Origin of the sequence: Terrimonas ginsenosidimutans, assembly GCF_022012415.1 — a bacterium.
GTDB classification, from domain to species: Bacteria; Bacteroidota; Bacteroidia; order Chitinophagales; family Chitinophagaceae; genus Terrimonas_A; species Terrimonas_A ginsenosidimutans.
The window spans coordinates 203,175-215,615 of the sequence record NZ_JAKLTR010000004.1 but is presented as its reverse complement, the minus strand read 5'-3'; the positions used below and the strand labels follow the sequence as shown (position 1 = coordinate 215,615).

The 12,441-nt window shown below is 47.4% G+C and carries 7 protein-coding genes; 1 reads left to right on the top strand and 6 read right to left on the bottom strand.

The window, feature by feature from the left end; genetic code table 11:
- Window positions 1-211: 211 nt before the first annotated feature.
- Window positions 212-2,188, top strand: coding sequence for a tetratricopeptide repeat-containing sensor histidine kinase (locus LZZ85_RS08420; protein ID WP_237870601.1), 1,977 nt, complete (start codon window positions 212-214; stop codon window positions 2,186-2,188).
- Between the two features lie 121 nt (window positions 2,189-2,309).
- On the opposite strand, the gene LZZ85_RS08415 is transcribed toward LZZ85_RS08420, so the two are convergent.
- The 6 genes from LZZ85_RS08415 to LZZ85_RS08390 all read right to left on the bottom strand — a co-directional run bounded on the left by LZZ85_RS08415 (window position 2,310) and on the right by LZZ85_RS08390 (window position 12,440).
- On the bottom strand, window positions 2,310-4,235 hold the full coding sequence (locus tag LZZ85_RS08415) for a sialate O-acetylesterase (RefSeq protein WP_237870599.1): 1,926 nt from the start codon (window positions 4,233-4,235) through the stop codon (window positions 2,310-2,312).
- A 6-nt stretch (window positions 4,236-4,241) separates the two neighbouring features.
- Window positions 4,242-6,860, bottom strand: a complete 2,619-nt coding sequence (locus LZZ85_RS08410; protein WP_237870597.1) for a glycoside hydrolase family 3 C-terminal domain-containing protein — start codon at window positions 6,858-6,860, stop codon at window positions 4,242-4,244.
- 18 nt (window positions 6,861-6,878) lie between these two features.
- Complete coding sequence (locus tag LZZ85_RS08405; RefSeq protein WP_237870595.1) at window positions 6,879-8,525, bottom strand: glycoside hydrolase family 43 protein; 1,647 nt, start codon at window positions 8,523-8,525, stop codon at window positions 6,879-6,881.
- 60 nt (window positions 8,526-8,585) lie between these two features.
- Window positions 8,586-9,620: a glycoside hydrolase family 43 protein gene (locus LZZ85_RS08400; RefSeq protein ID WP_237870593.1), complete on the bottom strand. Its 1,035-nt coding sequence runs from the start codon at window positions 9,618-9,620 to the stop codon at window positions 8,586-8,588.
- A 185-nt stretch (window positions 9,621-9,805) separates the two neighbouring features.
- A complete protein-coding gene (locus tag LZZ85_RS08395; RefSeq protein ID WP_237870591.1) occupies window positions 9,806-11,254 on the bottom strand; it encodes an MFS transporter in 1,449 nt (482 codons plus the stop codon).
- A gap of 67 nt (window positions 11,255-11,321) precedes the next feature.
- A complete protein-coding gene (locus tag LZZ85_RS08390) occupies window positions 11,322-12,440 on the bottom strand; it encodes an endo-1,4-beta-xylanase (protein ID WP_237870589.1) in 1,119 nt (372 codons plus the stop codon).
- Between the last annotated feature and the right edge of the window lies 1 nt (window position 12,441).

Below are 12,441 nucleotides of genomic sequence, written 5' to 3'. Positions count from 1 at the left end.
CCCGCCGCGTTCCCCAAAGCAATCTATTACAAGCATCTCCATGATCCTCGGGTAAAACACCGCTCAAAAATGTTTTTTCCCCATAAAAAGTAAGAGTCCGGAAAAAGTTATGTGAATCCGCCTGATTGAGCTATTTTTCGTTTAAGCCCGATCCGGTTATGGGTAGAAGATCTGTGAAAAGGGAAGTTATGATCAACCTTAAAAAATCCAGATGAAACTTTTTCTCACTGCCTGTTCTTTCCTGGTATCCGGTGTACTGCTCCAGCTTAATGCCCAGCAGGAAATAATGCAGCAGATAGCACAGATCCGCAAAATGCCCCTTGACACTTCCCATGTAAACAGCCTGCGTCGTTTAGGCGGACAAATCACCGACAGCACTCTTTCAAAACAACTGCTCGATGAAGCTTTGCAGAAAAGCCTCCAGGTAGGCCATGTCAACACGATCACCGATTGCTATCGCGTATTAGGAGTATGGTACAGCAGTTATGACCTGAAAGATTCTGCGCTGCATTATTACCGGTTGTCCATGCAATCTGCTGAAAAAAATGACAACCTCTTCCTGATCGCCGGTGCACAATTCAACATGGGAAATATTTATTACTGGCAGGGTAAGTATGATAGTTGTATCATTTATTATCAACGAGCCGCAACGGTATATGAAGGCCAGGAGATATTGAAAGATAAAAGTGTTACAGAAAAGCAGCTCGACCGCCGTAAGTCTGATCTGTATGGTAATATGAGCGCAGTATTCAACATGCTGAAGAACCTTACCAAAGCGGACGAATACATTGATAAAGCGATCGCGATCTCCAAAAAATATAATTCGTCCGCAGCAGCTGATGCACTGGCATTTTATATGCAGACGAAAGCGGATAATTATACGGCCAATGGATTTGTTGAAAGAGCATTGCGCACAAGGCTTGAATTCCTGGGCCAGATGCAGGAAGGACAGAATGCAAAAGTGTATCTACAGCAATCTTATCAGAATATTTCCCGGGAGTATTTTTCGCTGGATAAGATCGATTCATCGCGGATATACGCTGATAAGAGTCTTGAACTGGCTTCATTATTAAAAGTCCCCGGAGCTATAGCAGCCTCTAATTGGCAGTTGGGGCGGATCGCGATGAAGAATGAACAATATGGGCAGGCGGAGAAATATCTGATGCAGACAAAAGACTTTTATGAGTCGAGCACGGATCCAGCAGAGCAGAAAGGTTACTATGATGTCATGCGCGAATTGAATTTTAAGTTGGGGAAATATAAAGAAGCGTATTTGTTCTTCGAGAAATACCAGGAGATCAATGACAGTTTGCTGTTGAGCGAAAAAGCCAGGGAATTTGCAGAACGGGAAGTCCGCTATGAGACGGAGAAAAAGGAAACGCAGATCGGGTTACAAAAAAGCGAGATCAGGCAGAAGAATGTGCTCAATTATTTTTTAATAGGCAGTTCACTGGCGCTGATCGTTATATTCTTTCTTACATACAGGAACTATAAGAACCGCCAGCAGCTGCAGCAGCAGCGGATCGGTGAGCTGGAAACCGAAAAGCAACTGGCTGCCACACAATTTCTGTTGCAAGGGCAGGAGGAAGAACGGAGCCGGCTTGCGAAAGATCTGCATGATGGCCTGGGTGGTTTATTAAGTGGTGTTAAACTTCAGCTGGGAGCGATGAAAGGCAACCTGGTCTTGAACGATACCAATACTATTGCGTTTGACAGGACCTTAACCAAACTTGATGAATCCATCAGCGAGATGCGCCGCGTGGCACATAACATGATGCCGGAAGCATTGCTGAAATTAGGATTGAAACAGGCGGTGTATGATTACTGTGAGAGTCTTTCACATGACCAGGCATTCAGGATCAATTGCGAGGTGCATGGGTTTGACATGCGGATGAATAGTTCTTCAGAAATGGTACTGTATCGTATTGTGCAGGAGTTGCTGAATAATGCGGTGAAGCATTCCGGGGCATCGGGTATAATGGTGCAGTTGATGCGACAGGAAGATGGCGTTGTCACCATTACGGTGGAGGATAATGGGAAAGGATTTGATATGGCGAATACTGATGTGTTGAGATCTGCCGGTGTGCGGAATATTCAGTCGAGAGTTAAATACCTGAATGGGACGATGGATATCAAGTCGGCACCGGGGAAAGGGGTGTCTGTTTATATTGAATGTAAAGTTGTTTGACTGGCGTGGGAGTAACGCAAAGAATGCTAAGGTCCGCAAAGGACGCAAAGGATCTTAGCGACCTTTGCGCCTGCTTAGCGCTCTCTGCGTTGCTCTTACGCCAGTCGAACAGCGCTAAGTTCTACTCATCCGTCCGGAAGGGCGATGCCATCAATCCCTCCTTGTTACGCAGGTTCGGATTCACCGGATTATCTGCCCATGCATACCGCACATATTTCGGTGCTTTAACGTCTTCATTCCAAATGATGACTGTATTACCTTCAATCTTCGCCGTTGCCCATACAAACTTTTTATCATCTCCCGCAATGCTGAATTCAGCAGGAAGCGCTCCATCGGCTGTCATAAGTCCACTGCCTGTATTACTGAATGTGATCACGATCTTATCCCCGTCTGCATTCACCGATTGTACCGTTGGTCCGGAATGAACAATATTTTCTTTGTACACGGTCTTATACGCCGCAATCGCCAGTCTTTCTCCTACATCTTTTTTGTTATCCGGATGGATATCATTCCATTCGCCCAGATCGATCGCAACCACCATCGCCGTATTGGGAACAGATAATGTTTTTCCCTGCGATTCTCTCATCATTGCCCAATTACTTTCTGCAGGCAGATAGTTGTAGTCCATGAATCCGGGCAGTTGGACATACAGGAAAGGAAGACTGTCGTTGTTCCATTTGCTTCGCCAGTCTGCGATCAGTGCAGGCTGCAGTTTTTCATATTGCTTCGGCTGACCTGTATTGGCTTCACCCTGGTACCAGCAAAATCCTTTGATGGTATAATTGATCACGGGAGCCACCATTGCATTATATAAACCGGCCGGTTGATTTTGTGCACTGATACCTCCTGCAAATCCGCCGGTTTGCGGACGATAGGCCACCCCGACCTTATACTGCCAGGTTCCCTTCAGGTCAACGGTATCTTTGCCTGAAAAGATGCAGTAAGGCTTATCCGGTACAAATCCCCCTTTACCAGCGGTATTGGTAACGCGGATCACAAAGAGGTTCTTTCCCTCTTTTAATAAGCCTGCGGGCACATTGTAACGGCGTTGGGGATACTGGTATGAAGTAGTGCCAACCTGTTTGCCATTGATGTACAATTCATCGGCATCAACGATCCTTCCAAGGAAAACCTTAGCAGGCTGACCAGCCATTGATGCGGGGATATGAATTTCTTTTCGATACCATACAACGCCATTGAGATCTTTAAGACCCTGGTCTTCCCAGTACCCGGGGATATTGATCGGATGCCATGCGACAGGTTGATAAGATGCGTCAGACCATTTGACCTGATCTGTCAGACCCCTGTCTTTTGGTTGCTGGAAATTCCCACGTGAAGATGCTGCCTTCCTGTTAAGCCCGTTGATATAAGCGGTGTCTTTATTACGCTGAATAGTTTGTGTGATTGCCGGGAACTCTTTGAATCCTTCTTCGCTTGTCCATGCTTCAACCGGTGTGCCCCCAACGCTTGCGTTGATGATGCCGACAGGGATCTTGTATTTTTCGTGCAGCTGTTTAGCGAAGAAAAATGCAACGGCTGAAAAAGGTCTTACCTGGTCTCCGATCGCGGGTTGCCAGTTGCCGGCAGGAAGATCAGCTTGTGGTGCATTCAGATTGGTCAATGTCGGGATCCAGTATTGCCGGATCTGCGGATAGTTCGCGTCAGCGATATCCTTTGCATAAGTTACGTCATGGATGTTCATCTGGTGCACCATGTTCGACTGACCGCTGCAGAAGAATACATCGCCGAAGAGCACTTCTTTCACAGAGATCTTATTGCTTGCAGCAAACTCAATCGTGTATGGTCCCCCGGCCTTCGTTGCAGGAAGCTGCGTTTTCCAGTTGCCGGATCTGTCTGTCGTTACAGTAAAAGTTTTCTTATTGAACGAAACCCGGATCTTCTCATTTGGTGCGGCCCAGCCCCAGAGGTTGATCTTCGCATCGCGCTGTAAGATCATACTGTCGCGAATGATAGAGGGCAACTTTATCTGTGCGGTGGCACTGCGAAAAGAGAATGCACTGAGCAGGGCTATGATAATTTTTTTCATCAATGATTATTGAATGGTAACAAACTGATCGATGACGTTGCTGGTCGTTTTGTTTTTCACATCTGGCTGTCCACCACCGATGCTGATCCTTAATTTTCCTGTTGGCTGATACTGGCTGCCGTCTTTTTCATTGATCAGCATCAGGTCTTCAGCGTTCAGTGTAAAGGTAACGGCCTGCGTTTCCCCCGCTTTCAATGCAACACGTTTAAAACCTTTCAGCATGCGTAACGGGGCCTTGCCGGTGGCACCGGGATAGGATGCGTAAACCTGGACCACTTCTTCTCCATTGCGTTTTCCGGTGTTGGTGACCTTACAGCTGATCGAGAGTTTTTCCCCTTTTTTCAACCGTGCGGGTGCTTTAACAGCAGCGTAGTTGAAGGTGGTATAGCTCAGTCCAAATCCAAATGGATATAAGGGCGTGCCTTTGAAATAGCGGTAGGTTCTTCCATCCATGGCGTAGCTGCTGAAGCCGGGAAGATCCTGGTCGTTCTTATAGAACATTACCGGCAGTCTGCCCGCAGGGTTATAATCTCCGAACAGCACATCGGCAATGGCCGTTCCCGCGCTCTGACCGCCATACCATGCATTCACGATGGCGGGAAGGTTAGCGTCTTCCCAGGGAATAGCGATAGCGCTGCCGGTCATCATGACGAATACAACAGGTTTGCCGGTTGCCTTTAAAGCCTTCAGCAGATTGGTTTGTACTGCTGGTAAGAGAATGCTTGTTCTGTCGCCACCATTAAATCCCGGCGCGTTCACCGGCATTTCTTCGCCTTCCAGTTGTGGAGAGATCCCGCCGGCGAAGATGATCGCATCGGCGGAAGAGAGTTTTTTTGTTAGTGCGGCGTAATCTGTTCGCTGGAAATTGCCGGTCCGGATAGCAACATTCGCGTTGTCATCTCCCTGCCAGTATTCCAGGATGACCTGGTAAGTAGAATCTTTTTTTGTTTCGAGTTTATGCGTTCTGGCTCCCCAGCGGTTGCGTTGCCATGCATCGATCACCTGTTTGCCATTTATGATCAGGCGATAGCCGTCATCCGCTTCCACTTCCAGCATCGTACTGCCATTGGCGGTGGCAGTGAACGTACTGGTGTATCGTGCGGAGAAGTTAGTTGCTGTCAGACCTGTTGCGATGATATCGCCTCTTTGCCAGGAATGGTCAACGGCATCTTCCGTTCTTGTCGTTACAGGTGATCCTTCCAGTTCACGGCCTTTGTAATATTCAGCTTTGAAGCCCTGCTGTCCGTTAAAAGCGAATTGCTTTTTGAGATCGGTATAAACAAGCAGGGTGTCGTTCGTGAAGTTGACACCTTTTTCATAAATGATCTCGACATTGCTTCCGAGCTTTTCCCGGAGGCCGTCAACAACAGTAGCGATCTTTGATGGAATGCCATTGTAGTTTCCTAATACTGAAATACGATTGTCTGCATTTGGTCCAACGATGGCGATCTTCCGGATGTTCTTATTAAGTGGAAGGGTGTTGTTGGTGTTTTTCAGCAGCACGATCGATTGCTGCGCCATCTTCAATGCATGTGCCTGGTGCGGCTGGCTTTCGAGTACGGATGCAGGCGTCTGTGCATATGGAACCATTGATACAGGATCAAACATGCCAAGCTGGTACCGGATCGTAAATAATCTTCTCAGCGAAATGTCCAGTTGTGCTTCGGTGATCAGTTTGTTGTTGACTGCGTCAACGAGTGTTTTATAAACGGTTTGCCCACATTCTACATCTGTGCCATGCAATACGGCGTCAATTGCTGAACTGGTTGCATCCGGATGTGTTTTATGGTATTTAAAGAAATCATCGATGGCCCAGCAATCCGATGTTACATAACCTTTGAAGTTCCATTGCTTGCGGAGGATGTCATTCATCAGGAGATCATTGCCGCAGCAGGGTTGGGTATTCACTGCATTATAGGCGCACATCACACCGGCAACGTTTGATTGCGTGATGAGTGTTTTGAAGGCAGGTAAATACGTATCCCAGAGATCATAGACCGTTGGATTGAAATTGTCTGCGTGACGGCTTGGTTCCGGCCCGCTATGTACAGCGAAGTGTTTGGCACAGGCTGCTGCTTTCAGGTAGCGGGGATCTTCGCCCTGCAGGCCCCGGACAAATGCGCGTCCAAGCGATGCGGTTAGGAAGGGATCTTCGCCATAGGTTTCCTGGCCGCGTCCCCAGCGTGGATCGCGGAAGATATTGATGTTCGGCGTCCAGTAGGTGAGGCCCATATATCTTTCGGCGGTTCTTCCCTGTTCGATTGCTTTGTTGTGAACCGCGCGTCCTTCCAGTGCGGAGAAATCGGCCATGCGATAAAGTGAGTTGGTATCCCATGTAGCAGCCATCGCGATCGCCTGCGGAAATACGGTTGTTCGGAATGGTGTCCGCGCAACACCGTGCAGCACTTCATTCCACCAGTCGTAAGCCGGAATTCCTAACCGGGATACAGCAGGTGTTGCATTCAGCATTTGTGCAACCTTCTCTTCAAGCGTTAGGCGGCTTACCACGTCATTTACTCGCTGCTCCATTGGCAGCGCAGTATTCCACATCGGGAATGTTTTGTAGTCCTGCGCTTTTGCCTGCATGGCAACAATCAATACAGCAAAACAGATCGTTCTTTTCATATACATTGACTTATGTGATCATTTCTTATAGACAGCATCATTGTTCTTTACTTCGAAAAATTCGAAAAGGGCAGCATTGGAGGAAGGCTGTCCGTTGGATGTCGCATACATACCGTAAACGCTGCCGACGAAGCCGCCGGCGGTTTTTGTACTGAGGTGTTTCGCATCAACATCTCCCTTCAGCAATTGCCATTTATTTTTCCTGGTGGCATAGAAGAAGGAGTATTTGTCTTTATCAGCCTGGATCTTCAAATAAATAAAATGATGTGGAGGCGTGGCGGGAATACTCGCCAGCAGTTCATTTTCCTTGTACAGTGCAACAACCTGTTGCCCGTTGATCGTCGTTCTGCACAGAAAGTAATAAGCTTTTTCGTTTTGAAAGACTACGAGTCCTGCACGCTGATTGCTATCCGCTCCGTGAAATTCAACTCCGGTGGAGGCATGCCCTGTAAGATGCGGTTGATGAAATCCAATGAATGATGGATTTCCATTGCCTGACATTGTTTCCGGCCGCAGCTTTAATTGAAGCATTTTATGATCAGTGATCCTGTACCAGCTTTCGTGAACTGTTCTGAGAAAGCGATAACGTTTATTCAGCGTGTCTTGGGGGAAATTGTCATAAAATGTATAGTTGCCATTGAAGCGCGGCGTTTTGTTATTCTGTTTTGCATCGATGGGATAACTGTATTTAATTTCATCGCCACCGAGGTTAAATTCCGGCCAGCCCTCTTTCCAAACAACCGGCGCCATGAATGTTTCTCGGCCGGTATTGTAGAAATCTCCTTCGTATGGACGGCAGGCAAGGAATACACCCCACCAGTTCCCGTTCTTATCTTCCACGAAATCTGCATGACCTGCTGTTGTGATTGGATCTTTCCTGTTGGGGTCAAGCTGGCGTTGCGTAAGGATCGGGTTTTTATCGTAGGAAACAAATGGCCCTTCGGGCGACTTGCTTCTGAATACAACTTCGGAATGATCATAACCTGTGCCGCCTTCTGCGCAGATCAGGTAGTACCAGCCATCTTTTTTGATCAGGTGTGGTCCTTCGATCCAGACAGGTTTTTTTGACATATCTGTTCCGCCATTCACCAGTAATTTTTCTTCACCCACCACTTTCAGATTCTGCACATCGAATTCAAACATACGGATGGTTCTATGTCCCTCATGTAAGGAAATATTGTTAGGAGGAATGCTGTTGAAGACGATATAGGCTTTTCCATTGTTGTCGAAAAAGAGTGACGGATCGATGCCGTTTACCTGGGGGAGCTTGACAGGATCGCTCCAGGGGCCACGCGGATCTTTTGCCGTGATCACAAAGTTTCCGAGTTTGCTTACTTCAGTGCAAACGATATAGAAAGTTCCGTTGTGATAGGAGATGGCTGGGGCAAACAAACCTCTTGATACGCCGGCACTGTCGAGGTTCAACTGACCGGGTCGATCCATTGCATAACCAATCTGCTTCCAGTTCAAGAGGTCTTTGCTATGAAATAAAGGGAGCCCGGGGAAATAGGCGAAGGAAGAATTCACGATGTAGTAATCATCGCCCGCTCGGCAGATACTTGGATCGGGATAAAATCCTGCAAGAATGGGATTGGTGAATGATTGCGCATTCGATATCCGAGCCAGCAGGAGAGTAAGTAAGAGCAGTGAAGTTCTTTTCTTCATATAGATACTTTTTATGGATCCGGTTTCCGTGCGGGAACCTCCGCGCCATTCAGTCTTATGTTAGCCCCGATATGGATCGATGGTCCTGATCATTCCGTTCTCATCATGTATCAATTCCGTGACCTTTACACTTCTCAGGTGAGTAACTCCTTTTGATAAGCTGGAATCGTGATAGAAAAGGTACCACTTCTCGCCGAAGGCGCAAATGGAATGATGACTTGTCCAGCCCACCACCGGGTTTAAGATCCTTCCTGCATACCTGAACGGTCCATAAGGATTATCTCCAATACCATAGCACAGAAAGTGTGTATCCCCGGTTGAATAGGAGAAATAGTACTTGCCATTGTATTTATGTACCCAGCTTGCTTCGAAGAAGCGGCGGTCATTATCTCCTTGCAGGAGCGGTGAGCCATTTTCATCAGTGATCACAACGTCCTGTGGTGCTTCATCAAATTCCAGGAGGTCTTTTGTAAGACGTGCTATTTTACCACAGAGTGCGGGCTCATTGTCGCCGGGAATATGTACCAGCGGACCTTCGCCTTCCGCATTGAATGAGCCGTTTCTCCAGCGCTGGAGCTGGCCGCCCCAGATACCACCGAAGTAGATGTAGTATGAATCGTCATCATCTTTGAAAACGGCGGGGTCTATGGAAAAACTTCCTTTGATCGGTTTGGGTTGAGGAATGAAAGGTCCTGCGGGCGACTTACTTTTAGCAACGCCTATGCGGAAGATGCCTTCATGATCTTTTGCAGGGAAGAAGAGATAGTAAGTGCCATTACGTTCTGCGGCATCCGGCGCCCACATTTGTTTATCAGCCCAGGGTACATCATTCACATGCAATGCCACGCCGTGGTCCGTTGCTTTTCCATCAGGAGTGTCCATGGACAGCACATGATAATCTTCCATGGCGAAATGGCTGCCCAGATCATCGAAGGGAATATTTGATTCCACATCATGTGAGGGATAGATATAGATCTTTCCTTCGAATACGTGTGCCGACGGGTCTGCTGTGTAGATATTTGTAACGAGCGGTTGGGAGATCGCTTTTTTATTCAGTTCGTCAAAGTCGATGTGTTCAATGTTGTCTTCGGGCATAATGTATTTTTAATGTGTTTTACTATTGTATCTGACAGACGTAGGTTCCCGCAGATTTGCGGAGTTCTATGCACGGATTCGAAGATCCCAGTCAGGTATCAGCAGCTGATCCGCGCATCAGCGAGTTTGATCAGCATTCATCTGCGGGAACCTGCGCGCTCCGGATCTTGCGGTAATTAGCAATTTCAACTGCCTGTCAGTCTTCTCTGTTTAAGCTCTGCTTCTATCTGAAGTTCTTTCGTTTTATTGATCTCATAGAAAAACAGCAGCGCAGCGCCGATCAGGAATGGGATTGCCGGAAATACGCTTACCAGCAATTTGATGCCCTGTATGGCGGATTCGGGCTGTGCGTCTGTACTGTTTGGTGCATAGTGAAAGACGGAAAGGATCTTTGCAACCAGTGCACTGCCGATGCTCAGGCCGCCTTTCAGCCCGACCATCATCGCAGAGAAGATGATCGCTGTCGCGCGACGGTTATTTCTCCATTCGCTGAAGTCTGCCACATCCGCGATCATTGCCCAAAGCAATGGAATGGTGATGCCATAGAAGAATCCATGAAGGATCTGTGAGGCAAACATCAGTTTTACCGACGTTGGCGGAAACAGGATGAATGCGAGTACAAATAATGTGGAGATGAAAAGGGCAACACCGAACACATCGCGTTTACCGTATTTGTCTGCAAGTCTTTTTGATAAAGTGATCCCAACAATCATGAAGATGATACCGCCTGCATTGAACAAGCCAAACCCTGCAGATAATGCGTCTTCACCAAAGAAGTTCAAACCGATACCAGACAATGCATTGTTGATCGGAGTGATAAAGCTGGTAAGGCTTTCCTTATCTACATAATTCTTGAAATAGTAAACATATGAGCCGCCTTTCAGTGCGAGTGTGATGAACACGAGTGTGGTAAGCACGAGCATGATCACCCAGGGGCGGTTTTTAAACAGGTCGCCGAGGTCTTCTTTCAGACTTGATTTTTGCTCCGGTTTCGGAATGATACGTTCTTTAGTGGTAACGAATGTGATCAGCAGCATCACCGTACCGATGATTGCTAACCATGTCATCACTTTCTCAATACCGATTGCTTTGTCGCCACCGCCAGCTGATTCGATGATCGGAAGCATGAACACCTGTACAAAGAATTGTGCGAACATGACAGCAACGAATCGATAAGCCGACATGCTGTTTCGTTCTTTCATATCACCGGTGATGACCCCACTTAGTGCAGAATAGGGAAGATTATTGGCTGCGTAAAGCAACAGGAGCAGCGTATACGTGACGGCCGCATAGATGACCTTTCCTTTATAGGAAAAATCCGGTGTGCTGAATGCCAGCAGCGCAGCGACGCCGAGAGGAATGGCAGTGAACAGGATCCATGGTCTGAACTTTCCCCATTTTGAGTGGGTTCGATCCGCCAATGCGCCAATGACCGGGTTGAAGCCAAATGCGGCGATCAATCCTACCGTTAAGATCAATGCGGAAGCATCGTCAGCGTCCAGTTTGTATATATCCGTGTAGAAATAAGCGAGATAGGTCATCAATGTCTGGAACACCAGGTTGGCAGCAAGGTCGCCCAGGCTGTAACCTACTTTCTCCGCAACGGATAATTTTTGTGAGGTGGATGTGCTCATGTTGTTTTTTTATGTGATGATCGCTGAGGTTTGATAGGTTGAACAGGTTGAAATGAATTACAGTTTCTCACTTTTTTTTTGTTTCAATGACTTTGAAGAAAGCGGGTTTTGGCTGGAATTTACGGTCGAACAGAAGTGGGTAGTTCGTTCTTCCACGAACAGGCCAGTCATTCAGCCAGCTTTGTCCGTCATCCACTCCCCAGAAGGTAACGCGCGAGATCTTGTCTTTATGCTTCAGGAAGAGATTGAACAACGCTTCGTAATCTTTCGCGAGCTGTTGCTGAATGCTATCTGGTAAGCCGTTTGGATAGGGATTCATTCCCGGGGTGTTCGCCATTCTTGAGCTTACATCGGCACCCTGGAAGTTGCGGGGAAGTATTTCAACATCGAGTTCAGTGATCGCTACTTTCAAACCGAGTGCGGCATATTGTTCGATGCTTTCTTCAATGAACTTCAGCGGGATCTTCCCGAGATGCCAGTGGCCCTGAATGCCGACACCATCGATACGAACACCTGCGGCCTGTATCTTTTTGATGATCGCGATGCAACCGGCGCGTTTGGCTGGTTGTTCGTTATTATAATCGTTGTAGTACAATTCAGTACCCGGAGATGCTTTTGCCGCTAAGCGAAATGCTTCTGTTACAAAGTCGGGGCCGAGCCTGTCAAGAAAGATCGACTTGCGCATGGTACCGTCTTCATTCAGCGCTTCATTTACTACATCCCAGGAAAGTACTTTGTCTTTATAGCGGCTGGCAACGGTTTCTATATGATTATTGAAGAATGTCTTGAATGAGTCAACGCTTTGGATACGGCTGGCGAAGCGGGGAAGCTGACTGTGCCAGATCAGGGTGTGTGCTGTGATCTGGATATTGTTCTTCTTCCCGTAGTCAACGAGTTTGTCTGCCAGCGTGAAATCATACCGGTTCCATTCAGGATGAATGATCTCTGCTTTCATGATGTTCTCGGGAGTGGCGGCGTTGAATTGTTGTTTGACGAGTTTATCCGCCGCCGGATCTTTCTCTTCGATCTGTTGAGCATTCAAAGCTGTCCCGATGAGGAAGTCATCTTTAAACGTTTCTTTCAGGGAAGCGATGCTGCCGCCTGATGTGGTTTTTTGTGCGCTCGAGCAGCCAGCTGCCAGAAAAGCGGCAGTCAGTGCTATGGCGGGAATCAATTTTATATGCATG

Bases quoted from the DNA above. Each gene is read 5' to 3' on its own strand.
- LZZ85_RS08415 (WP_237870599.1), bottom strand. From the start codon at position 4,235: ATGAAAAAAATTATCATAGCCCTGCTCAGTGCATTCTCTTTTCGCAGT.
- LZZ85_RS08400 (WP_237870593.1), bottom strand. From the start codon at position 9,620: ATGCCCGAAGACAACATTGAACACATCGACTTTGACGAACTGAATAAA.
- LZZ85_RS08410 (WP_237870597.1), bottom strand. From the start codon at position 6,860: ATGAAAAGAACGATCTGTTTTGCTGTATTGATTGTTGCCATGCAGGCA.
- LZZ85_RS08395 (WP_237870591.1), bottom strand. From the start codon at position 11,254: ATGAGCACATCCACCTCACAAAAATTATCCGTTGCGGAGAAAGTAGGT.
- LZZ85_RS08390 (WP_237870589.1), bottom strand. From the start codon at position 12,440: ATGCATATAAAATTGATTCCCGCCATAGCACTGACTGCCGCTTTTCTG.
- LZZ85_RS08405 (WP_237870595.1), bottom strand. From the start codon at position 8,525: ATGAAGAAAAGAACTTCACTGCTCTTACTTACTCTCCTGCTGGCTCGG.
- LZZ85_RS08420 (WP_237870601.1), top strand. From the start codon at position 212: ATGAAACTTTTTCTCACTGCCTGTTCTTTCCTGGTATCCGGTGTACTG.